At 71.4% G+C, this 26,439-nt stretch carries 21 protein-coding genes, 1 rRNA gene and 1 pseudogene; 4 read left to right on the plus strand and 19 right to left on the minus strand.

The window, feature by feature from the left end:
- Positions 1 to 10: 10 nt before the first annotated feature.
- The 6 genes from ACGFWE_RS38555 to ACGFWE_RS38580 form a co-directional block, all read right to left on the minus strand.
- Positions 11 to 589: a hypothetical protein gene (locus ACGFWE_RS38555; protein ID WP_352390822.1), complete on the minus strand. Its 579-nt coding sequence runs from the start codon at positions 587 to 589 to the stop codon at positions 11 to 13.
- Positions 574 to 1,701: a ParA family protein gene (locus ACGFWE_RS38560; RefSeq protein ID WP_352390821.1), complete on the minus strand. Its 1,128-nt coding sequence runs from the start codon at positions 1,699 to 1,701 to the stop codon at positions 574 to 576. Before ACGFWE_RS38560 ends, ACGFWE_RS38555 begins: the two co-directional genes overlap by 16 nt.
- Positions 1,702 to 2,114: 413 nt before the next feature.
- Positions 2,115 to 3,230, minus strand: coding sequence for an alanine dehydrogenase (ald, locus tag ACGFWE_RS38565; RefSeq protein ID WP_393604878.1), 1,116 nt, complete (start codon positions 3,228 to 3,230; stop codon positions 2,115 to 2,117).
- 144 nt (positions 3,231 to 3,374) lie between these two features.
- Complete coding sequence (locus ACGFWE_RS38570; protein ID WP_352390820.1) at positions 3,375 to 5,438, minus strand: tetratricopeptide repeat protein; 2,064 nt, start codon at positions 5,436 to 5,438, stop codon at positions 3,375 to 3,377.
- A 215-nt stretch (positions 5,439 to 5,653) separates the two neighbouring features.
- Complete coding sequence (locus tag ACGFWE_RS38575; RefSeq protein WP_352390819.1) at positions 5,654 to 6,280, minus strand: NUDIX hydrolase; 627 nt, start codon at positions 6,278 to 6,280, stop codon at positions 5,654 to 5,656.
- An 84-nt stretch (positions 6,281 to 6,364) separates the two neighbouring features.
- On the minus strand, positions 6,365 to 8,029 hold the full coding sequence (locus tag ACGFWE_RS38580; protein ID WP_352390818.1) for a CTP synthase: 1,665 nt from the start codon (positions 8,027 to 8,029) through the stop codon (positions 6,365 to 6,367).
- A 468-nt stretch (positions 8,030 to 8,497) separates the two neighbouring features.
- Here ACGFWE_RS38580 and ACGFWE_RS38585 point away from each other — a divergent pair, with 468 nt between their 5' ends.
- Positions 8,498 to 10,300: a glycoside hydrolase family 15 protein gene (locus ACGFWE_RS38585; protein ID WP_352390967.1), complete on the plus strand. Its 1,803-nt coding sequence runs from the start codon at positions 8,498 to 8,500 to the stop codon at positions 10,298 to 10,300.
- Between the two features lie 57 nt (positions 10,301 to 10,357).
- Here the strand turns inward: ACGFWE_RS38585 and ACGFWE_RS38590 are convergent, their stop codons facing one another.
- Positions 10,358 to 11,314: an LLM class F420-dependent oxidoreductase gene (locus ACGFWE_RS38590; RefSeq protein WP_393604861.1), complete on the minus strand. Its 957-nt coding sequence runs from the start codon at positions 11,312 to 11,314 to the stop codon at positions 10,358 to 10,360.
- 55 nt (positions 11,315 to 11,369) lie between these two features.
- Between ACGFWE_RS38590 and ACGFWE_RS38595 the strand changes: the two genes are divergently transcribed.
- Positions 11,370 to 13,010, plus strand: coding sequence for a PucR family transcriptional regulator (locus ACGFWE_RS38595; protein ID WP_393604863.1), 1,641 nt, complete (start codon positions 11,370 to 11,372; stop codon positions 13,008 to 13,010).
- Here ACGFWE_RS38595 and ACGFWE_RS38600 read toward each other — a convergent pair.
- From ACGFWE_RS38600 to ACGFWE_RS38620, 5 genes are all read right to left on the minus strand, one after another.
- Positions 13,007 to 14,143, minus strand: a complete 1,137-nt coding sequence (locus ACGFWE_RS38600) for a glycosyltransferase family 4 protein (RefSeq protein WP_393604865.1) — start codon at positions 14,141 to 14,143, stop codon at positions 13,007 to 13,009. The two genes, ACGFWE_RS38595 and ACGFWE_RS38600, sit on opposite strands and share 4 nt — an antisense overlap.
- Positions 14,144 to 14,461: 318 nt before the next feature.
- A complete protein-coding gene (gene recN / locus ACGFWE_RS38605; RefSeq protein WP_393604880.1) occupies positions 14,462 to 16,180 on the minus strand; it encodes a DNA repair protein RecN in 1,719 nt (572 codons plus the stop codon).
- 90 nt (positions 16,181 to 16,270) lie between these two features.
- Complete coding sequence (locus ACGFWE_RS38610; protein ID WP_352390814.1) at positions 16,271 to 17,176, minus strand: NAD kinase; 906 nt, start codon at positions 17,174 to 17,176, stop codon at positions 16,271 to 16,273.
- Entirely contained in the window at positions 17,173 to 17,988 is an 816-nt protein-coding gene (locus tag ACGFWE_RS38615; RefSeq protein WP_352390813.1) for a TlyA family RNA methyltransferase, read from the minus strand. Before ACGFWE_RS38615 ends, ACGFWE_RS38610 begins: the two co-directional genes overlap by 4 nt.
- 7 nt (positions 17,989 to 17,995) lie before the next feature.
- Positions 17,996 to 18,301: a hypothetical protein gene (locus tag ACGFWE_RS38620; protein WP_352390812.1), complete on the minus strand. Its 306-nt coding sequence runs from the start codon at positions 18,299 to 18,301 to the stop codon at positions 17,996 to 17,998.
- 42 nt (positions 18,302 to 18,343) lie between these two features.
- Between ACGFWE_RS38620 and ACGFWE_RS38625 the strand changes: the two genes are divergently transcribed.
- The gene (locus tag ACGFWE_RS38625; protein WP_352390811.1) at positions 18,344 to 18,691 is read left to right on the plus strand and encodes an SCP2 sterol-binding domain-containing protein; all 348 of its coding nucleotides are present in this window, start codon (positions 18,344 to 18,346) and stop codon (positions 18,689 to 18,691) included.
- Positions 18,692 to 18,699: 8 nt separating this feature from the next.
- Here the strand turns inward: ACGFWE_RS38625 and ACGFWE_RS38630 are convergent, their stop codons facing one another.
- The 4 genes from ACGFWE_RS38630 to ACGFWE_RS38645 all read right to left on the minus strand — a co-directional run bounded on the left by ACGFWE_RS38630 (position 18,700) and on the right by ACGFWE_RS38645 (position 22,779).
- Complete coding sequence (locus tag ACGFWE_RS38630; RefSeq protein ID WP_352390810.1) at positions 18,700 to 19,587, minus strand: ABC transporter ATP-binding protein; 888 nt, start codon at positions 19,585 to 19,587, stop codon at positions 18,700 to 18,702.
- Positions 19,584 to 20,621, minus strand: a complete 1,038-nt coding sequence (locus ACGFWE_RS38635) for a FecCD family ABC transporter permease (RefSeq protein WP_393604868.1) — start codon at positions 20,619 to 20,621, stop codon at positions 19,584 to 19,586. The genes ACGFWE_RS38630 and ACGFWE_RS38635 overlap by 4 nt, the downstream gene beginning before the upstream one ends.
- Positions 20,618 to 21,661 carry a FecCD family ABC transporter permease gene (locus ACGFWE_RS38640; RefSeq protein WP_393604870.1) on the minus strand — a complete coding sequence of 348 codons (1,044 nt, stop codon included), beginning with the start codon at positions 21,659 to 21,661 and terminating at the stop codon, positions 20,618 to 20,620. Before ACGFWE_RS38640 ends, ACGFWE_RS38635 begins: the two co-directional genes overlap by 4 nt.
- An 89-nt stretch (positions 21,662 to 21,750) precedes the next feature.
- On the minus strand, positions 21,751 to 22,779 hold the full coding sequence (locus ACGFWE_RS38645) for an HAD-IIA family hydrolase (protein WP_352390807.1): 1,029 nt from the start codon (positions 22,777 to 22,779) through the stop codon (positions 21,751 to 21,753).
- Between the two features lie 72 nt (positions 22,780 to 22,851).
- On the opposite strand from ACGFWE_RS38645, the gene ACGFWE_RS38650 reads away from it, so the two are divergent.
- A complete protein-coding gene (locus tag ACGFWE_RS38650) occupies positions 22,852 to 24,144 on the plus strand; it encodes a DUF1015 domain-containing protein (protein WP_393604872.1) in 1,293 nt (430 codons plus the stop codon).
- 71 nt (positions 24,145 to 24,215) lie between these two features.
- On the opposite strand, the gene ACGFWE_RS38655 is transcribed toward ACGFWE_RS38650, so the two are convergent.
- From ACGFWE_RS38655 to rrf, 3 genes and pseudogenes are all read right to left on the minus strand, one after another.
- Complete coding sequence (locus ACGFWE_RS38655; protein WP_393604882.1) at positions 24,216 to 25,019, minus strand: hypothetical protein; 804 nt, start codon at positions 25,017 to 25,019, stop codon at positions 24,216 to 24,218.
- 366 nt (positions 25,020 to 25,385) lie between these two features.
- Positions 25,386 to 26,255: pseudogene (locus ACGFWE_RS38660) on the minus strand (tetratricopeptide repeat protein); the annotation flags it as partial.
- A gap of 93 nt (positions 26,256 to 26,348) precedes the next feature.
- Positions 26,349 to 26,439 (minus strand): 5S ribosomal RNA (gene rrf / locus ACGFWE_RS38665); the annotation flags it as partial.

Raw genomic sequence — 26,439 nt, forward strand, 5'->3', positions numbered from 1 at the left:
CAGGCTACCGCTACCGCCCACGCAGCCGGCGGACGAGAATGCTCGCGTCCCCGCGGGACTCCAGATCAGCCAGCACCACGGCGACCGCCTCGCGCACGATGCGCCCGCGGTCCACCGCCAGCCCGTGCTCGCCCCGGAGCACGAGACGGGCGTGCTCCAGGTCCATGAGCTCCTCAGCCGACACGTACACGGTGATCTTCTCGTCGTGCCGTTCGCGCCCACTGGGCCGCCGGGCGGGCGACCGGCCGCGCTTGCCGCGCGGCTGCGCCCCGCCGGAGGCCTGGGCAGAACCTTCCTGCGCCTCCTGACGTCGCGCGGTGCGCTCCGCGGCGGCCGCCCGGAGACGGGACTCACCCGCCTCCACGGACTCGGCATCGGCCGCCACATGCTCGGCCCCGTCGCCGTCCCCGCCCTGCGCGGGCACGGACTGCGGCGCGTCCTCGGCTCCGGCCCCGTCGGACTCCCCCGCGGGAGCCGGCACCCGGGCCTCGCCGTTGGTCCCCCGCCGGGGAGTGGACGCCTGGAGCGCCATCCCCCCTGTCGTACGGAACAGTTCGTCGGCCCCCGGCAGACTCACTCGGCGTGACACCGGGCGAGCACCTCCCTGGCGAGCTGGCGATAGGCGGCGGCACCGACGGAGTTGGAGGCGTACGTGGTGATCGGCTCACCGGCGACCGTGGTCTCCGGGAAGCGCACCGTGCGCCCGATGACCGTGTGGTAGACGTGGTCGTCGAACGCCTCGACCACACGGGCCAGGACCTCACGGCTGTGGACCGTGCGCGAGTCGTACATCGTGGCGAGGATTCCGTCGAGCTCCAGTTCCGGGTTGAGCCGCTCCTGGACCTTCTCGATGGTCTCCGTCAGCAGTGCGACACCACGCAGGGCGAAGAACTCGCACTCCAGAGGCACTATCACCTTGTGCGCGGCCGTCAGGGCGTTGACCGTGAGGAGGCCGAGCGAAGGCTGACAGTCGATCACGATGTAGTCGTAGTCGGCCATGAGCGGCTTCAGTGCCCGCTGCAATGTCGACTCGCGGGCGACCTCGGAGACCAGCTGGACCTCCGCCGCCGACAAGTCGATATTGCTCGGCAGCAGGTCCATGTTGGGGACCGCGGTCTTCAGCAGGACCTCGTCCGCCGCCATGCCCCGCTCCATGAGCAGGTTGTAGACGGTGAGGTCGAGCTCCATCGGGTTGACACCGAGACCCACCGACAGCGCGCCCTGCGGGTCGAAGTCCACGAGCAGCACGCGTCGGCCGTACTCCGCGAGCGCGGCACCCAGGTTGATGGTCGACGTCGTCTTGCCCACGCCGCCCTTCTGGTTGCACATCGCGATGATCTTCGCGGGGCCGTGGTCGGTCAGCGGGCCCGGGATCGGGAAGTACGGCAGCGGCCGCCCGGTCGGGCCCACGCGCTCACGGCGCTGGCGGGCCGCGTCGGGCGCGAGCGTCGCCGCGTACTCCGGATCCGGCTCGTACTCGGCGTCGGGGTCGTAGAAGTGCCCCTCGGGCAGTTCGTCGTAGTCGGCGAAGTGGTTGTGGGGCGCGCCACTTCCGTCGCCGGCCATGGCGTTCACGTGATGGCCATCCATGCTCTGGTGTGCTGTCCGCACGGTCGGCGGACTCTGACGGGCTGCGAAGGTGCGCACCGCGACGGAGCCGACAGCCTCGAACCCCGCGGGGCTCTGGGCCCCGGCAGGCATTCCTGGTTGACCACCCCCGGGAGAAAATGTCGACTCATTCACAAGTCGTCTTACCTCCTTGGAGACCAGGAAACTTCTAGACAAGGTCAGCGTGGCACCATGCCGACGGTTGGCGACTCTATGGCGTGTCGGGTGTTCACAGCAACACAATCCGCCGGACCCGGCAGGATGTGTCGGCAATGAAACATCACGCTGTCAAGGGCGTACGGCAGTCGCACGGCAGGTTTCGCCGGTGTACGAATCGGTTCAAGGGTTACGTTCGACGCGAGTTGACCGAGAGTCGCAAAGTGACCATACACACATCCGGCCGGACCTTGTGGGGCAAGGTCCGGCCGCCTGTGCGTCGTTGACGCGCCTTGTTGACGTATCGCCTTTACGAAAAGGTGACTTAGCTGTCGGAGCAGGTCACAAGCTCAGCCGAGCAGCGTCTCGAGCTCCAGGTGCTCCAGGCCGTGGGCCTCCGCGACCTCCCGGTAAACGACCTTGCCGTCATGGGTGTTGAGACCCCTGGCGAGCGCGGGATCGCGGCGCAGCGCCTCCACCCAGCCCCGGTCGGCCAGTTCGATGATGTAGGGCAGCGTGGCGTTGGTGAGCGCGTAGGTGGAGGTGTTGGGAACCGCGCCGGGCATGTTGGCGACGCAGTAGAAGACCGAGTCGTGGACCTGGAAGGTCGGCTCGGCGTGGGTGGTGGGACGGGAGTCCTCGAAGCAGCCGCCCTGGTCGATCGCGATGTCGACAAGGACACTTCCGGGCTTCATCCGCGCCACGAGTTCGTTGGTGACCAGCTTCGGAGCCTTGGCGCCCGGGATGAGCACCGCGCCGATGACGAGGTCGGCGTCCAGGACGGCCTTCTCCAGCTCGAAGGCGTTGGACATGATCGCCCGGACCTTGGTGCCGAAGACCTTGTCGGCCTCGCGCAGCTTGTTGATGTCGCGGTCGAGCAGCGTGACGTGGAAGCCCATGCCGACGGCGATCTGCGTGGCGTTCCAGCCGGAGACACCGCCGCCGATGACGACGGCCCGCGCGGGCTGGGTGCCGGGGACACCGCCGGGCAGGACACCGCGGCCGCCGACCGAGCGCATCAGGTGGTAGGCGCCGACCTGCGGGGCCAGCCGGCCCGCAACCTCGGACATCGGGGCGAGCAGCGGGAGCGCGCGGGAGGGCAGCTCGACGGTCTCGTAGGCGATCGCGGTGGTGCCGGACTCGATGAGCGCGTCGGTGCACGCCTTGGAGGCGGCCAGGTGCAGGTAGGTGAAGAGCGTCTGGTCCTTGCGCAGGCGGTGGTACTCCTCGGCGACGGGCTCCTTGACCTTCAGCAGCAGGTCGGCGGTGGCCCACACCTCGTCGGCGGTGTCCAGGATCCGGGCGCCCTCGGCGACGTACTCCTCGTCCGGGATGGAGGAGCCGACGCCGGCGCCGCGCTCGATGACGACCTGGTGGCCGTGGCGTACCAGCTCGTGCACACCGGCGGGGGTGATGGCCACCCGGAACTCGTTGTTCTTGACCTCGCGGGGGATGCCGACCTTCACGTGGATCACGGTCCTTGGCTCAGAGTGTGTAGGGCAATACAACACATACCCGGGCATGCTTGAGCACACCAGGAGACACCGCAGGAGAAGGTGCGGCAGAGCCAGTCTAATGAAGGTGTTCCCGCTGTCTAGCCTTCCATTGCATCAATCTTCTGCGGATGTACTACGGATTTCGCAGGCGTCAGCGTCTTGTTTCGGTTCCTCAGCCTGCTGGGACCCGGGTTCCCCCTGGGAAAGCTCCTCACCCAGCAGACGTTCCGCGGCGCCGCGGTGCAGCTGAGCGGCGGCGGGATCGCCGAGGCGGTCCAGGGTGTCCGCGAGCCGCAGCTGGAGCGCGGCCTGCAGCCGGACGTCCTCGGCGCGCCGAGCCCAGTCCACGGCCTCCTGGCAGGTGCGCAGCGACTCCTCGGGGTGTCCGGCGTACTCCTGGACCCGGGCGAGTTCGCTCAACGCGCGTGCGTGGGCGGCGACATCGCCGTCCTTGCGGTGCCCGCCGAGCGCGGCCCGCCAGTTCCTGGCCGCCTCGCCGTAGCGGCCGGCGTAGGTGTGCGCGGCGGCGATACGGCCGTACAGCCGGGCGGCCTCCGCGCGCTCGCCCCGGGCCAGCCGCTGGGCCAGGGCCCGGCCGAACCAGTCGGCGGCCCGGTCGTAGTCCCCGAGCTCCAGATGCGCGCCGCCTACGGATTCCATCGCGCGGCCGGTCGCATACGGGTCGTTCGCCTCCCGTCCGGCGTCCAGGGCCGCCCGATAGCGCGCGAGTGCCTCCCGGGTGCGGCCGGTCCGGGCGTCCAGGTCGGCGAGGTTCAGCAGGGCGGCGGCCTTCTCGCGGGGCAGGGCACGCCGCTCGGCCACGTCGAGGACGAGGCCGTGGATGTCGTAGAGGTCGGAGGCGGCGGCCTGCATCCCGAAGTGGGCCACCATCGCGCGCACGAGCTGCGACATCAGGCGCCTGGCCAGGGTGTCCAGCTCCCCGTCGGCGACCGCGAGGCGGGCCGCGGCGAGCAGGGCCGGCCGGCGGACGCGCAGCCAGTCCTCGGCGGCCCTGGGGGTCGGGAAGCGCACCGAGGGCGGCATGCCCTGGAGCTTCTCGCGGGCCTCGGCGCTGTCGGTCTCGGTGATCGCGCGGGAGGACTGGAGCAGCCGTACGGTCCGCTCGAGCATGCGGGCGCGGGCCAGCTGGAGCTCGGCCGGGCGGTCCTGGGTGTCGGCGAGTGCCTTGAGCAGGGGGTACAGGCAGCCGGGTACCTCGTACTGCGGCAGCGGTGAGTCCACGGCGTGCAGCAGTCCGAGTGCGACGAAGTCGTCCAGGGTGGAGCGGGCGCCGGCCACCGAGCAGCCGGCCAGCGCGGAGGCGGTGTGCGGGTCGAGGAGGCCGGCCGGGGCGAGCGAGAGCAGTCGCAGGGTGCGGGCGGCCGCGGCGGGCAGGGAGGTGTAGACGAGTTTGAAGACCCGGCTGAGCGGGCTCGCCTCGTCACTCTCCGCATGCAGCTGCTTGGCCAGATCGGCGACGGCCGCCTTGGGGCGGGTGGCGAGCCAGCCCCCGGCCAGCATCAGCGCGGCGGGGTGGCCCTGGCACTCCTCGACGAGTCCCTCGGCGGCACGGGGGTCCACGGTGATGCGCACCGACCCGGTGTGCCGGGACAGCAGATCCAGCGCGGACTTGGTGTCGAGCCCGCCGAGCGTGCACGGACGGACATCCGCGATCCCGGTCAGCGGACCTCCCGATACGGCCACGACCAGGCACTCCGGGGTATCCGGAAGCAGGGCGTCCACTTGTTCCGCGGCCACCGCGTCATCGAGCAGCACCAGCGCGCGACGGCCGGCCAAGGCCTCCCGCAGCACTGCCGTGAGGTCGTCCTCGGCGGCACCGGCGGGTGCCTGGACGTCGAGCGCGGTGAGCAGTTCCCGGGCGGCGTTCCCGACCGGTACGGGGGTGCCGTCGGGCTCGCTCAGCCGGACCCGCAGCACCCCGTCATCGTAACGGTCAGCGACCGCCCGGACGAGTTCCTCGGCGAGTGCGGTACGGCCGGATCCGGGGCGCCCAGCGATGAGCAGTACGCGCGCGCGGGGTGCCTTCCGGCCGGACAGCGTGTCGAGGCCCGCGCGCTCGATGTCGGCGCGCAGCTCCTTCAACTCCCGCGTCCGCCCCAGGAATTGGCCTTCGCCGGACAGCCGTACGCCGCCTGCGTCCACCGCCTGATCCGTCACGGGCCACACTCCCGTCCCACCGCACGCGCAAAGCCCGCCGGTGACCCCGGTTCGGGCTTTTCAGAGCCTAGTTCACCCTGTGCAACGTTCCTGGTGGAGCACGACGGTAGAGGCCGAAGAGTCCCCTGATCGGATCAACGGATCATAGGAACTACGGCACGGTGGTGCCCCCCAAAGGGGCGCCCGGGGGACAACGGCGAGTCCCGGAACAACCGTCACGCCTCGAAAGGCCGCGCAGGCCACTCCGCCTCAGCCGGCCGCAACCCGTCCAACCCGCCGGAGGCCCGCGCGGCGACCAGCGACAGCACACCCACGACGAGGCAGTTGTTGTGCAGCTCCCCCGCCAGCACCCCCCGCACCAGCTCGGCGACCGGCACGCGCGCGTACTCCAGGTCGATCTCCTCGTGCTCGACCTCGAAGCGCTCGCCGTCGGCCTCGGACAGCCCCCGGGCCAGGAAGATCCGGATCGCCTCGTCACAGCCTCCCGGCGAGGTGTAGACGTCCGTCAGCACCCGCCAGTCCTCCGCCTTGACGTGCGCCTCCTCGTACAGCTCCCGCTGGGCCGCGTGCAGCGGATTCTCACCCGGCACGTCGAGGAGCCCCGCCGGGATCTCCCACAGCTTCTGCCGTACGGGGTGCCGGTACTGCCGGATGAGCAGGACCCGGTCCTCGTCGTCGAGGGCGAGGACGGCCACGGAACCGGGGTGGACCTGGTAGTCGCGACCGGCCACCGATCCGTCGGGCATGACCACCTCGTCCGTGCGGACGGAGGTCTTGTTGCCCACGAAGGGGGTCTTCGTCGCCCGGATCTCCCACTCCTCCGGGGCGTCCTTGATCGTCATCGCCTGTCCTTCCCCACGTGCGCAAAAGAAGCCGGGGCACTCGCCTTTGAATGCGTGTGCCCCGGCCACCGTACAACTGTCGTGCTACTTGGAACTCTGCCGCTCCACCGCGGCCTTCACCAGGCCGGCGAACAGCGGGTGCGGCCTGGTCGGACGCGAGCGCAGCTCGGGGTGGGCCTGCGTGGCCACCAGATACGGGTGGACCTCGCGCGGGTACTCGATGTACTCGACGAGCTTGCCGTCCGGCGAAGTGCCGGAAAACAGGATGCCCGCCTTCTTCTCGAGCTCGGCGCGGTAGGCGTTGTTCACCTCGTAACGGTGACGGTGCCGCTCCTCGACGTACTCCTTGCCGTCGTACACCTCACGGACGATGGAGCCCTCGGCGAGCTTGGCCGGGTACATGCCCAGCCGCATGGTGCCGCCCATGTCGCCCTCACCGGCGACGATGTCGAGCTGCTCGGCCATCGTGGAGATGACCGGGTGGCCGGTGGCCGAATCGAACTCGGTGGAGTTGGCGTCCGGGATGTCGGCGAGGTTGCGCGCGGCCTCGATCACGATGCACTGCAGGCCCAGGCACAGGCCCAGCAGCGGGATCCTGTTCTCGCGGGCGTACTTGATCGCGCCGACCTTGCCGAGCACACCGCGGTCGCCGAAGCCGCCCGGGATGCAGATGCCGTCCACGTCGGCGAGCTGTGCCGCGGCGCCGGCCGGGGTCTTGCAGTCGTCGGAGGTGACCCACTTGATCTTGACGCGGGCCTTGTTGGCGAAACCTCCGGCGCGCAGCGCCTCGGTGACCGAGAGGTAGGCGTCGGGCAGGTCGATGTACTTGCCGACCAGGGCGAGGGTGATCTCGTGGTCGGGGTTGTGAACGCGGTCGAGCAGGTCGTCCCAGGTCGTCCAGTCCACGTCCCGGAAGGGCAGGTCCAGCTTGCGGACGACATAGGCGTCCAGGCCCTCGCTGTGCACGGTCTTCGGGATGTCGTAGATCGAGCGGGCGTCGGGGCAGGCGACCACGGCGGCTTCGTCGACGTCGCACATCAGCGAGATCTTGCGCTTGATCGCGGTCGGCACCTCGCGGTCGGACCGCAGCACGATGGCGTCCGGCTGGATACCGATGTTGCGAAGAGCCGCAACCGAGTGCTGGGTCGGCTTCGTCTTCAGCTCCCCCGAGGGGCCGATGTACGGCAGGAGCGAGATGTGCACCACAAACACGTTGTCCCGGCCGACCTCGTGACGGACCTGGCGGACCGTCTCCAGGAACGGCAGCGACTCGATGTCGCCGACCGTGCCACCGACCTCGGTGATCACGACGTCGACCTCGTCCGTCGCCATGCGGCGGATGCGGTGCTTGATCTCGTTGGTGATGTGCGGGATGACCTGCACGGTGTCGCCCAGGTACTCACCGCGCCGCTCCTTGGCGATCACCGTGTTGTACACCTGGCCGGTGGTGACGTTGGCGGAGCCGTCGAGGTCCCGGTCGAGGAAACGCTCGTAGTGGCCGATGTCCAGGTCGGTCTCGGCGCCGTCGTTGGTGACGAACACCTCACCGTGCTGGAAGGGGTTCATCGTGCCCGGGTCGACGTTGAGGTACGGGTCGAGCTTCTGCATCACGACGCGCAGGCCCCGCGCCTTGAGCAGCATGCCGAGGCTGGAGGCCGTCAGGCCCTTGCCGAGCGAGGAAGCGACACCCCCAGTGACGAAGATGTGCTTGGTCGTCGTGGCTGTGCTGTTTCGAAAAGCAGCGGTCATGGCCAAGAGGGGGCTCCCGTGGTCGCGATCTGGAGGTGCGGTTCGGGGGTCAAGCGCCCACCGGTCCACGGGCTACCAGGGTATCAGCGCCTCGGGGAGATGGCTTCCGGCCACGCTCCGCACACACGCCGACACGGACCCGCACGAACGCACCTGTTTCTCGCCCGTTGCTCACCCGTTCGGCCCAGCCGCGTTGCCCGGAGCGGCACACAGATCATCTACGTGCGTCGTATCCTGCTCGGACACTCACTGCCGAGCCCGGCCGAAAACTCGGGACCACCCCACCCGTGAGCGCCGGAACAACGAGAGCTCGTCAGTTCGTTGAGCAGCAGTTGTCGTTTTGCCTCACAGCGGCAGGCCTGTTTTGCTTCACCGCTCAACGACGCAGTACCACCACCCCCTTGACCGCACCAAGCGACAGCCCCCTTTCCTACCGGGGGCGACGTGGCCGTTCGACTGGAGTTGCACGTGGCCGGGCGCATCGAAGACTACGCACTCATCGGAGACATGCAGACCGCAGCCCTGGTCTGCCGGGACGGCACGGTGGACTGGCTGTGCCTGCCCCGCTTCGACTCGCATGCCATCTTCGCCGGCCTGCTGGGCACAGAGGAACACGGCTTCTGGCGCCTGGGCCCCGCCCACGCGGCCGACGCCGAGCCCCCCACCGCCGCCCGGCGCACCTACCGCGGCGACTCCCTGATCCTGGAATCGGAGTGGGACACATCACGCGGCACGGTCAGAGTGACCGATTTCATGCCCCCGCGTGACGGCGCCCCGCAGCTCATCCGGATCGTGGAGGGCATCTCGGGCCGCGTGCCCATGCGCTCGGCCCTGCGGATGCGGTTCTCCTACGGCCGTGTCGTCCCGTGGGTCCACAAGCACGAGGGGCGCACGGTCGCCGTGGCGGGCCCGGACTCGGTGTGGTTCGACACGGACTGCGAGACGTACGGCAAGGCGCTGACGACGTACTCGGACTTCACGGTCGCCCCGGGTGACCGGATCGCGTTCACCATCTCCTGGGAGCCCTCGCACAAGCAGCCGCCGCCGCTGCCCGAACCGGAGCAGTCGCTGGAGGCCACCGAGGACTTCTGGCGCGAGTGGGTCGAGCACTGTACGTACCACGGCCCCTACCGCGAGGCCGTCATCCGCTCGCTGATCACCCTCAAGGCCCTGACGTACGCCCCCACCGGCGGCATCGTCGCGGCCCCGACGACCTCGCTGCCCGAGGACATCGGCGGTGTCCGCAACTGGGACTACCGCTACACCTGGCTGCGCGACGCGGCCATCACCCTCTCCTCGCTGCTGCGCACCGGCTACCGCGAGGAGGCCCGTGCCTGGCGCGAGTGGCTGCTGCGGGCCGTCGCCGGTGACCCCGAGAACCTCCAGATCATGTACGGCATCGCGGGCGAACGGGAACTGGGCGAGGCCGAGCTGGACTGGCTGCCGGGATACGAGAACTCCGGGCCGGTGCGGGTCGGCAACGGCGCGGCCCACCAGCTCCAGCTCGACGTGTACGGCGAGGTCACCGAGGCCCTGCACCTGGCCCACATGACGGGCCTGTCCCGCAACGACTACGCCTCTCTGCTCCAGCTCAAGCTGATCCGCTACCTCGAGGACCACTGGGACGAGCCGGACGAGGGCATCTGGGAGGTGCGCGGCCCGCGCCGGCACTTCGTGCACTCCAAGGTGATGGCCTGGGTCGCCGTCGACCGCACCATCAAGCTCATCGAGTCCGGTGACGCGGACGGCCCGCTGGAGAAGTGGCGCGAGCTGCGCGACGACATCCACCGGGACGTGTGCGAGAAGGGCTACGACAAGGAGCGCAACACCTTCACCCAGTCCTACGGCTCGAAGGAGCTGGACGCCTCCCTGCTGCTGATCCCGCAGATGGGCTTCCTGCCCCCGGACGACAAGCGCGTGATCGGCACCATCGAGGCGATCCAGCGGGAGCTCTCGACCTCGGACGGCTTCATCCTGCGCTACCCGACCTCCGGCGGCGAGGAGAACCTCGACGGCCTCCCGGGCGACGAAGGGGCGTTCCTGGCCTGCTCGTTCTGGATGGCGGACGACCTCGCGATGATCGGCCGCGTGGACGAGGCGAGGAAGCTCTTCGAGAAGCTCCTCTCGCTCCGCAACGACCTCGGACTGCTCGCCGAGGAGTGGGACCCGCGTCTCAAGCGCCAGGTCGGCAACTTCCCGCAGGCCTTCAGCCACGTCCCGCTGATCGACACGGCCCTGCGTCTGACGGCCTCGGGGGCGTACGGGGGCTGAACAGCACCTGCGCGGAAGGGGGCGCCCCATGGGGTGCCCCCTTCCGGCGTCAGGAACTCAGGCCGGCCCGAGCGCCGTCAGCGTGCGTTCGCCGCCCGGGTCCCCGGCCGTGGCCGGCACGAGGGCGATCTCGTCGAGCCCGGCCTCCCGGTAGGCGTCGATCCGCGCCCGTACGGCGTCCAGGTCGCCCACCAGCCCGACCGTGCCCGCGGCCGCCTCGGGCAGGGCCCGCACCAGGGTCTCCCGGTCCGCCCCGCTCGCGGCGAGCTGCACCGCCCGACCGAACCCGGCCGCGGCGAAGACCTCGCTGTAGCCCGGCACCCTCAGATATCCGGCGATGCTGCCCAGCACCTGCGCGAGCGACCGCGGGTCGGGGTCGACGGCCGCCGGCAGCCAGGCGGCGAGCGTGGGCGGCGTACGGCCCGCCTTCCGAGCCGCCGCGTCCAGCTGTGCGCGCAACGCCCGCACCTGCTCCGGGGAGACCACGTCCAGCAGCATGCGGTCGGCGTGCGCGGCGGCCGTGGCGATCGCTCGCGGCCCGAACGCGGCCACCGTGAGGGGCCCTCCGGGCGGGGGCAGCCGACGGTGGAAGGGGCTGCCGGGTACGACCGGTTCGCCCGCAGTGGCGTGCAGGAGCCGTCGTAGGGCTGCCGCCTGTTCCTCCAGTACGGCGGCGGGCCGCGCCCGGGGCCGGCCGTGCACAGCCTCGACCACCCGCTTGCTCGACGTGCCCAGCGCCACCCCGACCGGCCGGCCGACGAGGGCCGCGACCGAGGCGGCACCGCGGGCCGTGGTGTACGCGTCGCGTACGTTCACCGGCACGGGCCCCGCGGTCAGCGCGACCCGCTCGGTGGCCCGCCCGATCGCGGTGGCGAGGACGAAGGAGTCCCACGTCGGGCCCTCCCCGGCCCACACCTCCCGGTACCCGAGCCGGTCGGCGGCCACCGCCACCCGCAGCGGCTCCTCGACCGCACTGTCGTCCTCCCGTGCCACGGCCACCACGCTGAAGTCCATGCACCGGCCGCTACCCCGCCGCGGCACCGGGCACGCCTCGGGTAGCGTCCGGCTCATGGACAGCGGCACGAACAGCGGTTTCGACACCCAGGGCGCCGGGATCACCGTGCAGCGCGCGCTGGAGCTGCCCGGTCTGCGCAGCGGGCTCCCGGAGATCCTCGCGGGCGCGGACCGGCTGCAGCGGACCGTGCGCTGGGTGCACGCGGGTGAGGTGCCGAACATCGCCTCGCTGCTGAAGGGCGGGGAGCTGCTGCTGACCACCGGCTACGGTCTCGGCACCCGTCCGGCCGAACAGCGCGCGTTCGTGCGCACCCTGGCCGAGCGCGGGATCGCGGCCCTGGTCGTCGAGCTCGGCCCGCGCTTCGCCCGGCTGCCCGCGGCCCTCGTCGACACGGCCCGTGCGACCGGCCTGCCGCTCGTCCAGCTGCACCGCGAGGTGCCGTTCGTGGCGGTCACCGAGGAGATCCACACCGAGATCGTCAACGGCCACTACGCGCTGCTCCAGCGGGCCGAGGAGGTGCACCGCCGCTGTACCGAGGCCCTGCTGGGCGGCGGCGGCATCCCGCAGGTCCTCGGCATCCTGGCCGACTTCAGCGGCAACCCGGTCTTCCTGGAGACGACGGACGGGCAGCTCCTGTACGCCGCCGGGGAGGGCCCCGAGGGCGCGGACCCGCTCCAGGTGTGGGAGGGGCTGCGTGGCCAGCACAAGGACGCTCCGCCGTCCGGCTCGGCCCTCGTGGACGTGCCCGGGGGCGGGCCCGGCACGGGTTCGGTACGGGCGCGGCTGGTCCTGCTTCCGGTACGGGCCCCGCTGGCCCCGGTGCACCGCATGGCGGCCGAGCGCGCGGCGGGCATCCTGGCCGTCGTCCTGATGCAGGCCCGTCAGGAGGAGGAGCTCGCGGCACGCGGCCGCGGCGACTTCCTGACCGACCTCGCGGAGGGCCGTATCACCCCGGAGGACGCGCCGGCGCAGGCGCGCGTGCTGGGCTTCAAACCGGGCACCGGCCCGCTGCTGCCCGTGGTGATGCGGCTCGGTGACGCTCTCGCTCCCGGCGGTGGCTGGGCGGTGCTGGCCCGGGCGGTCTCCGAGGAGCTGGCCGCGGTCGGCGTGCCGGTCCTGCTGGGTGTACGGCCGGTCGAGGGCCGGGTGCTGGTCCTGCTCGGTCTGCGTTCGGAGTCGGAGCGGCCGGCGGTCGCGGACCGGGTCGCGGCGGCCCTGCGGGCGGGCGTGGAGCGGGCCGGGATGCAACGGCCGGGCGCCCAGCCGCCGGTCGTGGTCGTCGGGGTCGCCGGCAGCTGGGGGGCGGCCTCGGCGGGCCTGCGCCACGCGGCGGAGACGGCGACGGCGGCGCAGGGCCTGTCGGACCGCCCCTGGTACGACGCCCGCCGCCTCGACATCGACCTGCTGCTGTGGCGGCTGCGCGAGCACCCGGACCTCGCAGCCTTCGTGGACCGCGCCATCGGCCCGCTGCGCGCCCACGACCACCGCTCCAAGCCGCCGCTGCTGCCGACCCTGGAGACCTATCTGGCCCACGCGGGCCGCAAGGCGGAGACGGCCCGCGAACTCCATCTCAACCGGCAGACGCTCTACAACCGCCTCGCCCGGATCGGCGAGTTGCTGGGCACGGACCTCGACGACCCGCAGACGGTGCTGGCGTTGAGCCTGGCGCTGCGGGCGCGCAGACACGTGCCCTAGATGAGCGGCCTGGGCTGGGTCAACTCGTCGTAGACGCTCAGCACTTGCGCGACGGTCTCGTCCTCCGTGGGCCAAGTGGCTGCCTGCCGGGCCCCCCGCTCCCTCAGCAGCTCCCGGCGCTCGGGGTCGCCGAGCAGCCGCAGAACGGCCTCGGCGAGGGCCTCCGGGTCGCCGTACGGGACGAGTTCGGCCGCGTCGCCGACGAGTTCGGGGATGCCGCCGACCTCGGTCGCGACGAGCGGCACACGCGCGTGGAAGGCTTCCTGGGCGAGCACCGAACGCGCCTCCCAACGGCTGGGCAGGAGTGCGAGATCGGCGGCCGAGAGCAGCTCGGAGAGGTCGTCTCGCCGTCCGATCAGCCGGACCGGCAGCCCTTCCTCCTCGATACGGCTCTGCAGGACCGGCCGCAGCAAACCCTCGCCCGCGACGACGACCAGCGGCACGGGGTCGAGAAGGCGCCACGCGCGGGTGGCGTCCAGCAGGGTCTCGTAGCCCTTGTGCCGCTCCAGGGCACCGACCGCCAGCAGCAACGGACGCCCGATGGCCCCGAGTTCGGCCCGCACCTTGGGCCGCAGCCGGTCGGGGTCCTCCTGCTCGACGGCTCCCCGCGACCCGGGCAGCGCGACGGCGGCGAGCCGCGCGTCCCGGGCGCCGGTCCTGCGGGCCCGGTCCACGAGTACCGACGTGGACCCGAGCACCACGGAAGCGGCCTTCACGACCCGGCGTTCCAGGAGGCGCACGAAATGGGCCCGCGCTCCCTCGGCGTACGCTCTGTCGTGCCAGGTGACGACGAGCGGGGTCCGCCTCCCGCTGAGCGCCAGCACCGCGCGGAACGAGGCGTGCAGTCCGTGCGCGTGCACCAGATCGGCGTCCGCGCAGGCCGCCCGCAGCACGGCCACGGATGTCGGATCGCTGCTGCGCGGCACGTGCACGTGGTCGGCACCGGCCCCGGTGAAGTCGTAGGCGCGGTCCGCCTCGGCCGGGGCGCACACCGTGACCCGCACGCCCCGCGCGACGAGCCCCGAGGTCAGGGAGCGCACATGCGCGCTGCTGCCGGCATTGCCTCCGCCCAGCACCTGCACGGTGCGCAGCGGCGACTGGCCGTGCGGTGAGTGGCTGCTCACGGGGGTCACGTGGCCGGGCTCCTGGTTCGGGTCGGACGGTCACGAGGAAACGTACAGAAGGTGTCGAGCGGAGGGGTGTACCGCGCGCTTCCTACGCGTGATGGGTTCTCTGCCAAGGATGCCAGGACGTACGGGTGTTCCGTGCATGCGGAGAACGGGGGACGGGCGTGTGCGGCGAGTCGGTGTCACTCACACGAGTGACGGAACCTGGTTCCATCCGCCCCGTCCTCAGGGCCACCGCCAGGGCGGACGTGGGTTCGGCGCACAGCCCGACCGTGCAGCCATGCCGGCGACGTCAGGCCGGAGGTGAGTCCCAGGGACGTACCCTCACGCGTCCGCCCGGGCCGTGGCCAGCAGCTCCTCCGCGTGTGCCCGGGCCGTCTCCGAGTCCTCCTGCCCCGCGAGCATCCGGGACAGCTCCCGGATCCGCTCCTCGCCCTCCAGCACCTTCACACCGGAGCGGGTGACGGACCCGTCGTTCGTCTTCTCGACCAGCAACTGCCGGTCGGCGAAGGCCGCGACCTGGGGCAGGTGGGTGACCACCACGACCTGCGCGGTCTTCGCGAGCCGCGCGAGGCGCCGCCCGATCTCGACCGCCGCCTTGCCTCCGACACCGGCGTCGACCTCGTCGAAGAGGTACGTCGGCACCGGGTCCGTCCCGGCGAACACGACCTCGACGGCCAGCATCACGCGCGAGAGCTCACCACCGGAGGCACCCTTGGCGATGGGCCGCGGCGGGGCACCCGGGTGCGGGGCGAGCAGCAGTTCGACCTCGTCGACACCGGCCGGCCCGTACGCGACCGCGCGCCCGCCGACCTCCACGCCCTCCGGGTCCTCGGTCTGCCGGATGGCGAAGGACACACGCGCGTGGGGCATCGCCAGCGACGCCAACTCTGCCGTCACCGCCGCCGCAAACCTCTCCGCGGCCTCGGTGCGCGCATCCGTCAGCGCCTGCGCCAGCCCGCCCAGTTCGGCCCTGAGCGCGTCCCGTTCGGCGGTCAGCTCGTCGATCCGCTCGTCGTCGCCGTCCAGTTCGGTGAGTCGCGCGGCGCTGCGCTCGGCCCACATGAGCACGGCGGCCACGTCGTCGCCGTACTTCCGGGTCAGCGCGGTGAGCGCGGCCCGCCGCTCCTCGACGGCCGAAAGCCGCAGCGGATCGGCGTCCAGATCGTCGGCGTATCCCGCGAGCTCCCCGGCCACATCGCCCAGCAGGATCCCGATCTCCCCGATCCGGTCGGCGAGCGCGGACAGGGCCGGATCGTGCGACCGTACGGCTTCCAGAGCCCGCTGAGCCCCCGCCACGAGCGTCGCGGCGTCGATGCCCTCGGGATCCTCGGGGTTCCCGGCGAGGGCGGCATGAGCGGCCGTGGCCGCGGACGACAGCGCCTCGGCATGGCCCAGCCGCTCGGCCTCCTCCGCCAGCTCGACGTCCTCACCGGCCCGCGGTTCCACACCCGCGATCTCGTCGAGCCCGTAGCGCAGCATGTCGGCTTCCTGGGCCCGCTCACGCGCGCGCGTGACGATCTCGTCCAGCTCGCCGGAGACGGCCCGCAGCCGCCGGTAGGCCTCGGTGTACTTGGTCAGCGGCACGGCGACGGCGTCCCCCGCGTACCGGTCGAGCGCCTGCCGCTGCCGGTTCAGCTTGAGCAGCCCCTGCTGATCGGTCTGCCCGTGCACCGCGACCAGCTCGTCCGCGAGCTCGGCAAGTACCCCGACGGGCACCGACCGCCCGCCCAGATGCGCCCGGGACCGCCCTTCGGCGGAAACGGTACGGCTGATCAACAGCGCCCCGTCGTCGAGCTCCGCCCCGGCCTCCTCGGCGCGTACGACGACGGAGTCGCCCGGGGACACGGTGATCCGCCCCTCCACGACCGCCTTCTCGGCACCGATCCGCACGAGCGCCGCGTCGGCCCGCCCACCGAGCAGCAGCCCCAGGCTGGTGACCACCATGGTCTTGCCCGCACCCGTCTCACCGGTGACAGCGGTGAACCCGGGTGACAGCTCGACGACGGCGTCATCGATGACTCCGAGCGACCGTATCCGCATCTCTTCCAGCACGGTGAAGACCTTACGAGGTCCGGGTGGCTCTGTGCGAGGCACCCTGTCACCCAGGGGAGGGAAGCGCCCCACGGAGCGCTAGTGCGGCGCCCCCCGCCACCCGGAGACCGGCAGCGCGAACTTCGCCACCAGCCGGTCCGTGAACGAGGCGTGATGCAGTCGGGCGAGCCGCACCGGCACCGCCCCCCGCCGCACCTCGACCCGCGCCCCCGGCGGCAACTCGAAGGTCCGCCGCCCGTCGCACCACAGCACACCCGGCGGAATATGCGGCAGCAGCTCCACGGCGAGCACGGAGTTCGGCGAGGTCACCAGCGGCTTCGCGAACAGCGCGTGGGCGGAGATCGGCACCATCAGCAGCGCCTCCACCTCGGGCCACACCACGGGCCCGCCCGCGGAGAACGCGTACGCCGTGGACCCGGTGGGCGTGGACAGCACGATCCCGTCGCACCCGAAGCCCGTCACCGGCCGCCCGTCGATCTCCAGCACGACCTCGAGCAGCTTCTCGGCACCGGCCTTCTGCACGGCGGCCTCGTTGAGCGCCCAGTCGGTGTGGACGATGTCCCCGTTCCGGTGAACGACGACATCGACGGTCATCCGCTCCTCGACCTCGTACGCCTTGGTCACCACCCGGTCGACAACCTTGTCGAGATCGTCCCGCTCGGCCTCGGCGAGGAAGCCGACACTGCCGAGGTTGACGCCCAGCATCGGCACCCCGGAGGCACGGGCGAACTCGGCGCCGCGCAGCAGCGTCCCGTCACCGCCGAGCACGATGAGCAGCTCGCACCCTTCGAGGCACTGCGGAGTCGCCTCCTTGACGAGCTGCACCTCGGGCGGCAGCGGCAGGTCGGCCGCCTCGTACTCCAGGACGCGCACGCCGATCCCGGAGCGCATCAGCCCCTTGACGACCAGCTCGGCGCTGCGGATGGCCGCGGGCCGCCCGGTGTGGGCGAGCAGGAAAACAGTACGAGCTCGGTTCTGGCTCAACGGGGCCCCTCCGCCACTGCACGGTCGACATCGGCCGGGTCCAGGGCCGGCGCCCCGGCACGCAGCCACAGAAAGTATTCGACATTGCCCGAGGGGCCGGGCAACGGACTGGCCGTGACCCCGTTCACCCCGAGCCCGAGTTCCCCCGCCTTCTCGGCCACTCCCCGCACGGCCTCCGCCCGCAGCTGCGTGCTCCGTACGACTCCCCCGCTGCCCAGCCGTTCCTTCCCCACCTCGAACTGCGGCTTCACCATCATCACCAGATCGGCGTCCGGCTTCACGCACCGCACCAGGGCGGGCAGTACCAGTCCGAGCGGGATGAAGGACAGATCCCCCACGACAAGATCCACTGGTTCCCCATCGATCGCTTCGAGCGTCAACTCGCGTACGTTCGTACGGTCCTTGACGGTGACGCGTTCATCGCTCTGCAGAGACCAGGCGAGTTGTCCGTAGCCGACGTCGACGGCGACCACGTGCGCCGCCCCGGCCCGCAGCAGCACATCGGTGAAACCGCCGGTGGATGCCCCGGCGTCCAGCGCCCGCCGCCCCTCGACGACGAGTCCCCGCGGCCCGAACACCTGAAGGGCGCCCGCGAGCTTGTGCCCACCCCGGGACACGTAGCCGGGATCGCTGTCGTCGCTCTGCACGACGATCGCAGCCGCGGTCTCCACCTGGGTGGCGGACTTGGTCGCGACGGTCTTGCCGACGGTGACCCGCCCGGCCGCGATCAGCTGCCCGGCATGCTCGCGCGAGCGCGCCAGCTTCCGGCGGACCAGCTCCGCGTCCAGACGGTTGCGTGCGACTCCTGCCACGTTCGGTTCAGCTCCTAGTGCCATACGAGGGTGAGGGCGCCCTCTGGTCATACGACGGTGAGGGCGCCGGAGGTCCCGGACGGGCGTCGAGCGCGGTGAGCTCGTCGCGCAACCCCCGGTGTACATCCTCGTACACCTCGATGTGGCCGTCGGTGGCGAGGTGGTCGGCGTCACCGAGCCGCTCCAGCCGGCCGTCCACCTCGGCGTTGCCGGTGGGGATGCGAGGAACGTTCAGAGGGGCGGGGGCAGCCGGGTCGTACCCGGCGGGTTCGACCGGGCCCTCTTGTGAAGGCTCTGGAACTGCGTCGCTCATGCCCAGACGCTACCTCGAACCGCTGGGGTACCGTCGAGCGCGATGGCCACGATCGAGGAGTGCCGCGCCGCACTCGAAAAGCTCTCCGACAACATGCGCAACGCCGAGGGGGACGCCGCCACGGCCGCGTCCATGGACCGCTCGGTGAGCTGCCGCATCACCGATCTCGACGTCACCTTCGTCGGCCGGATGACGGGTGGCCGGATCGTGGTGCACGACACCCTTGAGGGCCCTCCGAAGGAGAAGGCCCAGATCAGACTGGCCATGTCCGGGGACGACCTGGTGGCCCTGGTGAACGGCGAGCTGAACTTCGCCAAGGCCTGGGGCTCGGGCCGGGTGAAGCTGGAGGCGGGCCTCAGGGACCTGTTCCAGCTCAGGAAGCTGCTGTAGATCCCTGATCAGGAAGCTTCCGTGGCGGCCTCCACGCGCACGCGTGCCTTGCGCGCCGCCGGTACCACCAGCGGTGTCCCCGTCTCCGGGTCGTCGATCACCTGGCAGCGCAGCCCGAAGACCTCCTCGACCAGCTCGGCTGTGACGATGTCGTTCGGGGCACCCTCGGCGATGATCTTCCCGCTCTTCAGCGCGATGAGATGCGTGGCGTACCGGGCCGCGTGGTTGAGGTCGTGCAGGACGGCCACCAGGGTGCGGCCCTGCTCCTCGTGCAGTTCGGCACAGAGGTCGAGGACGTCGATCTGGTGCTGGATGTCGAGGTAGGTCGTCGGCTCGTCGAGGAGCAGCAGCGGGGTCTGCTGGGCGAGCGCCATCGCGATCCACACGCGCTGTCGCTGGCCGCCGGACAGCTCGTCGACGTACCGCTCGGCGAGTTCCGCGACCCCGGTCTGCCGCATGGACTCCTGGACGACCCGCTCGTCCTCGGTGGACCACTGGCGCAGGATGCCCTGGTGGGGGTAGCGGCCGCGGCCGACCAGGTCGGCGACGGTGATCCCGTCCGGCGCGATCGACGACTGAGGGAGCAGACCCAGGGTGCGGGCGACCTTCTTCGCCGGCAGCGACTGGATGACCTGCCCGTCGAGCAGCACCTTGCCCTGGCTGGGCTTGAGCATCCGCGAGAGGGCCCGCAGGAGCGTGGACTTGCCGCACGCGTTGGGGCCGACGATCACCGTGAAGGACTGGTCGGGTATCTCCACCGACAGCTGCTCGGCGATGACGCGCTGGTCGTAGGCAAGGGTGACAGTGTCGGCGGACAGGCGGTTCACGGTGCTCCTTGGGTTGTTCAGTCCGCTTGGGTTGTTCAGTCCGCTGGGGAGGACGGTCTCGGCGCTCATATCCGGCCCGCTTTGCGCTCGGTGACCAGGAGCCACAGCAGATAGACGCCGCCGAGGACTCCGGTGACCACGCCGACGGGCAACTGGTCCGCGCCGAAGACCTTCTGCGAGATCCAGTCGGCGGTGACCAGGAGGGTGGCGCCCATGCACAGGGACGGCAGCAGATTGGGGCCGGGCGAGCGGGTGAGGCGGCGGGCCAGCTGCGGTGCGGTGAGCGCGACGAAGCTGACCGGTCCGGCGGCCGCGGTGGCGGCGGCGGTGAGCAGGACGGCGGCGACCAACAGCAGCAGCCGTACGCGTTCGACACGCACCCCGAGGGCGTTCGACACGTCGTCGCCCATCTCCATCATCCTCAGGCCCCGCGCGTTGGCGAGGACGAGCGGGACGAGGACGGCGCACAGCCACAGCAGCGGCCAGACCTGCGTCCAGTCCCGGCCGCTGAGGGAGCCGGTCATCCAGACGACGGCCTGGGCCGCCTCCGTGAGGGTGGACCTCGTCAGCAGATAGCCGTTGACCGCCGTGACGATCGCGGAGACACCGATACCGACCAGGACCAGCCGGTATCCGTGCACGCCCTGCTTCCAGGCGAGCAGATAGATGGCGAACCCGGTCACCAGTCCGCCCACGAGCGCGCCCAGGGTGACCTGGGTCGCGCTTCCGGAGAACAGCACGATCATCGTCAGTGCCCCGGCCGTCGCCCCCTGGCTGAGCCCGAGCACGTCCGGACTGCCCAGCGGATTGCGGGAGATGGCCTGGAACAGCGCGCCCCCGAGCCCGAGCGAGGCGCCCACCAGCAGTCCTACGAAGACTCTCGGCAGCCGCAGTTCGTTGATGATGAACTCCTGCCCGGCGTTGCCGTTCCCGAGCAGCGTCTTGAGCACGTCCCCGGCGGGGATCGGGAAGTCGCCGGTCCCGATCAGCACCACGCTCGCGGTGAGTGCGGCAAGCAGGATCAGGGCGACGACGACAGCGGCCCGGACGTCCAGCCGCAGGGAGAGCCCGCCGGGGGTCCTGATGGCACGGTTGGTCCTCACAGCTGCGCCGTCCTCCGCCGTCGTACGAGATAGATGAAGACCGGCCCGCCGATGAGCGCGGTGACGATGCCGACCTGGAGCTCCGCGGGCCGGGCCACGATCCGGCCGATCACGTCGGAGCCCAGCAGCAGCACGGGCGACAGGACGGTCGCGTACGGCAGGATCCAGCGCAGGTCGGGGCCGGTGAAGGAGCGCACGATGTGCGGCACCATCAGGCCGACGAACACGATCGGTCCGCAGGCGGCGGTCGCGGCCCCGCACAGCACGGTCGCGGAGAGCATGGCCAGCGCCCGGGTGCGGTTGAGGTTGGCGCCGAGGGCCTTCGCGGTGTCGTCGCCCATCTCCATCGCGTTGAGCGGCCGGGCGAGCGCGAGGGCGAGGAGTGAGCCGGTCGCGAGGAACGGCAGCACCTGCCAGATGGTCGAGTTGTTCGCCGAGGACAGTGAACCGACCGTCCAGAAGCGCATCTTGTTGAGCGCCTGGTCGTCGGTGATCATCACGGCCTGGAGATAGCCGTACAGCGCCGCGCTGATCGCCGTACCGGCCAGCGCGAGCCGCACCGGAGTGGCACCCCGGCTGCCGCCGAGGAACCAGACCAGGGCACCCACCGCGGCCGCGCCGAGAAAGGCGAACCACACATAGCCGCTGAGCGAGGTGACGCCGAAGAAGGTGATGGCGGTGACGACCGCGGCGGACGCGCCCGCGTTGATGCCGAGCAGCCCGGGGTCGGCCAGCGGATTGCGGGTGAGCGCCTGGAGCACCGCCCCGGACAGACCGAGCGCGGCGCCCGCGAGCAGTCCGAGGACGGTCCGCGACAGCCGGTCGGCCACCACGACGTCGCTGTAGGTCCCCGTGTCCTGGAACAGTCCGTGCCAGACCTGTGCCACGGACAGCCCTTTCGCCCCGACCGCGATGCTCGCCACCGCGACGAGCACCAGGATCACGACGGAGACGAGGAGCCCAAGGACTCGTATCGCCCGGCGGGTTGGGGGCGCGGGGGCGGTCTCCGCGCGCTGTTCGGGAGGACTGTCGACCAACACGCAGTTAGGTTAGCCTACCCTGCCAAACGGCCACGATCCCTGGGACCGACCGTGCGTGGACTCACAGGAGGCCTGCCCGCCCCGATGGCTCACAATCCCAGCTTGGCCAGCGCCTTGCCCCCGTCCAGCTCGCACGCCTTCTCCCCCGCTGCCGTCCAGGCCGCCGCGCACAGTGCCCGCAGCCCGTCCAGGGCCTCGCCGTCACCGTCCAGTTCCAGCCGCGCCTCCCCGGCCGTCGCCGTCCACCCTCCGCACCGGAAGCTCTCTCCCGCCTCGGTGACCTCGGGCTGCCCGGTGAGCATCCCCCGCAGATCGGCGTCCACGTAGGTCGGCCGGTGCTGCGGCGGCGCGGCGAGCAGCTGGGCGCCGTCGGTGACACCGGTGAGCACGAGGAGCGAGTCCACCTCGCCGTTGAACGCGCCCTCGATGTCCGTGTCCAGCCGGTCCCCGACCACCAACGGCCGCTTCGCACCGGTCCGCAGGATCGTCTCCCGGTGCATGGGAGGCAACGGCTTGCCCGCGACCTGCGGCTCGGCGCCGGTCGCGATCCGCACGACCTCCACCGCGGCGCCGTTGCCCGGCGCGATCCCCCGCCCGCTCGGAATCGTCAGGTCGGTGTTGGACGCGAACCAGGGCACCCCGCGCGCGACGGCGTAACTGGCCTCCGCGAACCGCCCCCAGGGCAGGTCCGGCCCACCGAAGCCCTGCACGACCGCCGCCGGCTCGTCCTCCGCCGACTCCACCGGCTCGAGCCCCCGCTCGCGCAGGGCCACCCGCAGCCCCTCGCCACCGATGACAAGGACACGGGAACCGGCCGGCACCTGCTCGCTGATCAGCCGCGCGACCGCCTGGGCGGAGGTGATGACGTCATCGGGCCCCGTCGGTATGCCCAGCTCGGTGAGGTGCTCGGCCACGGCGTCGGGCGTGCGCAGCGCGTTGTTGGTGACGTAGGCGAGGTGCATCCCGCCCTCACGCGCGGTGGCCAGCGACTCGACCGCGTGCGCGATCGCGTTCCCGCCCGCGTACACCACCCCGTCGAGGTCGAGCAGCGCGGTGTCGTACGCCTCGCTCAGGGCCTGCCCACTGCCCTCGGGCCTCGTCCTCACGCGCTGGCTCATTCCGCATCGCTCCTCGTTCGACGGCTTTCCCCCGATCATCCCCCATGCCACTGACACCCGTACGATGCCGGGATGAACACAGCAGGTCACCCGGAAGCAGCAGCGCGCCGAGGCCTGGAACTCACCCCGTTCCGAGGCCTGCGCTACGACCCCGACCGGGTCGGCAGCCTGGCCGCCGTGACATCCCCGCCGTACGACGTCGTGGTCCGCCCCGACGGCCTGCACCAGCTCCAGTCCAACGACCCGTACAACATCGTCCGGCTGATCCTCCCGCAGGCGACGACCCCGGCCGAACGCAACGAGCAGGCCGCCCGCACCCTGCGCGGCTGGCTCTCCGAGGGCATCCTGACCGCCGATCCGGAGCCCGGCCTGTACGTCTACGAACAGCAGGACGGCGCCGGCCTGCTCCAGCGCGGAATCATCGGCACCCTGCGCCTGTCGGAGCCGTCGGAGGGCGTGGTCCTGCCCCACGAGGACGTCATGCCGCACGTCGTCGCCGACCGCGCGGCCCTCATGCGCGCCACCTCCGCGAACCTGGAACCCCTGCTGCTGACCTACCGCGGCAACGGCACGGAGTCCGTCACGACGACCGCGATCGAGCGCACGGCCGAGCAGCCCCCGCTCCTCGCCACCACCACCGAGGACGGCTACAGCCACCGCCTGTGGTCGATCACCGACCCCGCCGAAGTGGCCCGCATCCAGTCCGACCTGACCCGGCACCAGGCCCTCATCGCGGACGGCCACCACCGCTGGGCGACCTACCGCCGTCTCCGCGCGGAGCACCCCTCGCCCAGCCCCTGGGACCACGGCCTGGTCCTCCTGGTCGACACGGCCCGCTACCCCCTGCGCGTCCGGGCCATCCACCGCCTCCTGCACGACATCCCGGTGTCCCGGTCCCTGGCGCTCCTCGACGGCCTCTTCCGCGTACGACACCTCGACATGCCCCTGGCCGAGGCCCTGGACGCCCTCGCCGACGCGGCCTGCGCGGGCAACGCCTTCCTCCTCGCCGGCGACGGCGCCTTCCACCTCGTGGACCGCCCGGACCCGGCCCTGCTGTCCCGCACGATCCCCACGGACCGCCCCACCGCCTGGCGCACCCTGGACGCCACGGTCCTGCACGCCACGCTCCTCGCCCACGTCTGGCACATCCCCGAGGACGACCCCGCCCGCATCGCCTACATCCACGACACGGCCGCCACGGTCGAGAAGGCGGAACGCGACGGCGGCACAGCGGTCCTGATGCACCCGGTCCGCGAGGACGTCGTCCGCGAGCTCGCCCGCCAAGGCGTCACGATGCCCCGCAAGTCGACGTCGTTCGGCCCGAAACCGGCCTCGGGCCTGGTCCTGCGCGCACTGGACGTATGACGCACAAGACGTATAACGCACAAAGGGGCGGGATCCCGGGATCCCGCCCCTTTGCTCACCGACAACACATGTCAGTCCTTGAGGTCGCCGTCCTCGACGTCTTCTTCTACCTCGTCCACGTCTTCTACGACCTTCTCGGCAGCCTCGCCGTCAGGCTCGACCTCGTCGGCCTCGTCGGCCTCGTCGGCCTCGTCCTCAGCGAAGGCGTCGACGAACTCGACCCCGTCCAGCTCGGCGAGCCGGTCGGACGCGTCGGTGCTGCCGTCCTTGTCGGACTCCACGGCCTTGGCGAACCACTCCCGCGCCTCGTTCTCCCGACCGGCCGCGAGCAGCGCGTCGGCGTACGCGTACCGCAGTCGCGCGGTCCACGGCTGCACCGAGTTGGAGGCCAGCTCGGGGCTCTGCAACGTCACGATGGCCGCGTCCAGCTGCCCCATGTCACGCCGGGCCCCGGCGGCGACGAGCCGCATCTCCACCTGCCCGGCCTTGTCGAGCTTGTGCACCTCGGGCGCCCCGGCCATGTCCAGCGCCTTCTCCGGCCGCCCGAGCCCACGCTCGCAGTCGGCCATGACCGGCCACAGCTCCACGTTCCCGGTCATCCGCCGCGCGGCCCGGAACTCGGCGAGCGCCTCGCTGTACTTCTGGTTGGCGTACGCCGCGAACCCGGCCGCCTCTCGTACGGCCGCGACACGCGACGCGAGCCGCAGGGCCACCTTGGAGTAGCCATAGGCGCCCTCGGGGTCCTCGTCGATGAGCCGGGCGACCATCACCAGGTTCTTGGCGACATCCTCCGCCAGCCCCTTGGGCAGGCTCTGGAGCTCCTGCCGTACGTCCTTGTCGATCTCGTCGCCCGTGACGTCCTCGGGGATCGGCAGCCGCTTGATCGGCTCACGGTCGCGGTCCCGCTCATCGCGGAAACGCCCGCCACCGCCACGCCGGTCATCGCCACCCCGCCGGTCGTCCCGACCACGGAACCCGCCGGGCCGCGAACCGCGGTCATCCCTACGGGGGCCACCGCGGCCGGCGCCCTGGTCGTCCCGCCGATCGTCACGACGGAAGCCACCGCGCTCGCCCCGGTTGTCATCACGTCCGGCATAGCCACCGCCACGGCTGTCGTCTCGCCGGGCGTAGCCACCGCCGCGGTTGTCGCTGGGACGGTCGTTGTCCCGACGGAAGCCACCACGGTCCCCACGGTCATCGCCGCGACGGTCGTCACGGCGGTCGTCACGCCGGTCATCCCGGCGGTCGTCACGGCGCTCGAAGCTGCCGCGGTTGTCGTCGCGGCGGAATCCGCCGCGATCCCCACGGTCTCCCCGGTCGTCACGACGGGGCCCGGTCGGACGGTCGTCACGGCGGAAGGCAGGCCGGTCTCCCCGGTCGTCACGACGGGGCCCGGTCGGACGGTCGTCACGGCGGAAGGCAGGCCGGTCTCCCCGGTCGTCCCCACGGGGACCACGGTCGCGATCGTCACGCCGGCCATAACCACCGCCACGGTTGTCACCACCATGACTGTCGCCGGCACGGTTGTCGTCCCGACGGAACCCACCGCGATCCCCGCGGTTGTCATCCCGCCGGACGTACCCACCGCTCCGGTTGTCGTCACGGCGGAAGCCGCCACGGTCGCTGTCCCGGCGCTCTACGCGCTCGCCGCGGTCGTCACGGCGGAAGGCAGGCCGGTCTCCCCGGTCGTCACGACGGGGCCCGGTCGGACGGTCGTCGCGACGGAACGCGGGGCGAGCTCCGCGGTCGTCCCCACGGGGACCACGGTCGCGATCGTCACGCCGGCCATAACCACCGCCGCGGTTGTCACCACCACGACTGTCGCCGGCACGGTTATCGTCCCGACGGAACCCATCACGGTCGCCGCGGTCGTCCCCACGGGGTCCACGGTCGCGGTCATCCCGCCGGGCGTAGCCACCGGCGCGGTTGTCGCTGGGGCGGTCGTCACGGCGGACGTAGCCGCCACCCCGACTGGCACCACGGTCATTGCCGCCACGACCACTGGTACCGCGGTCGTTGTCGCGGCGGAAGCCGCCACGGTCACCACGGTCACCACTGTCCCGTCGCCGCTGGTCGCGCTCCGGTCGGTCGTCGGGAGAGTTGGTGGACATGGTGACTCCTGTCTTCGGTACTGCAAGCATTCTAAAAACAAAAGGACCCCTGGCCCCAGCTGAACGCTGGGACCAGGGGTCCTTCCAAAGATTGTTCGGCGGTGTCCTACTCTCCCACAGGGTCCCCCCTGCAGTACCATCGGCGCTGTAAGGCTTAGCTTCCGGGTTCGAAATGTAACCGGGC

Source organism: Streptomyces sp. NPDC048523 (assembly GCF_043199815.1).
In the GTDB taxonomy this organism is placed as follows: domain Bacteria; phylum Actinomycetota; class Actinomycetes; order Streptomycetales; family Streptomycetaceae; genus Streptomyces.

What these genes read in the sequence shown, in the direction of transcription:
- ACGFWE_RS38650 (WP_393604872.1), top strand. Translation starts at nt 22,852, where the DNA reads ATGAACACAGCAGGTCACCCGGAAGCAGCAGCGCGCCGAGGCCTGGAA.
- ACGFWE_RS38590 (WP_393604861.1), bottom strand. Translation starts at nt 11,314, where the DNA reads ATGGACTTCAGCGTGGTGGCCGTGGCACGGGAGGACGACAGTGCGGTC.
- ACGFWE_RS38630 (WP_352390810.1), bottom strand. Translation starts at nt 19,587, where the DNA reads ATGAGCGCCGAGACCGTCCTCCCCAGCGGACTGAACAACCCAAGCGGA.
- ACGFWE_RS38560 (WP_352390821.1), bottom strand. Translation starts at nt 1,701, where the DNA reads ATGCCTGCCGGGGCCCAGAGCCCCGCGGGGTTCGAGGCTGTCGGCTCC.
- ACGFWE_RS38580 (WP_352390818.1), bottom strand. Translation starts at nt 8,029, where the DNA reads ATGACCGCTGCTTTTCGAAACAGCACAGCCACGACGACCAAGCACATC.
- ACGFWE_RS38625 (WP_352390811.1), top strand. Translation starts at nt 18,344, where the DNA reads ATGGCCACGATCGAGGAGTGCCGCGCCGCACTCGAAAAGCTCTCCGAC.
- ACGFWE_RS38575 (WP_352390819.1), bottom strand. Translation starts at nt 6,280, where the DNA reads ATGACGATCAAGGACGCCCCGGAGGAGTGGGAGATCCGGGCGACGAAG.
- ACGFWE_RS38645 (WP_352390807.1), bottom strand. Translation starts at nt 22,779, where the DNA reads ATGAGCCAGCGCGTGAGGACGAGGCCCGAGGGCAGTGGGCAGGCCCTG.
- recN (WP_393604880.1), bottom strand. Translation starts at nt 16,180, where the DNA reads ATGCGGATACGGTCGCTCGGAGTCATCGATGACGCCGTCGTCGAGCTG.
- ACGFWE_RS38595 (WP_393604863.1), top strand. Translation starts at nt 11,370, where the DNA reads ATGGACAGCGGCACGAACAGCGGTTTCGACACCCAGGGCGCCGGGATC.
- ACGFWE_RS38620 (WP_352390812.1), bottom strand. Translation starts at nt 18,301, where the DNA reads ATGAGCGACGCAGTTCCAGAGCCTTCACAAGAGGGCCCGGTCGAACCC.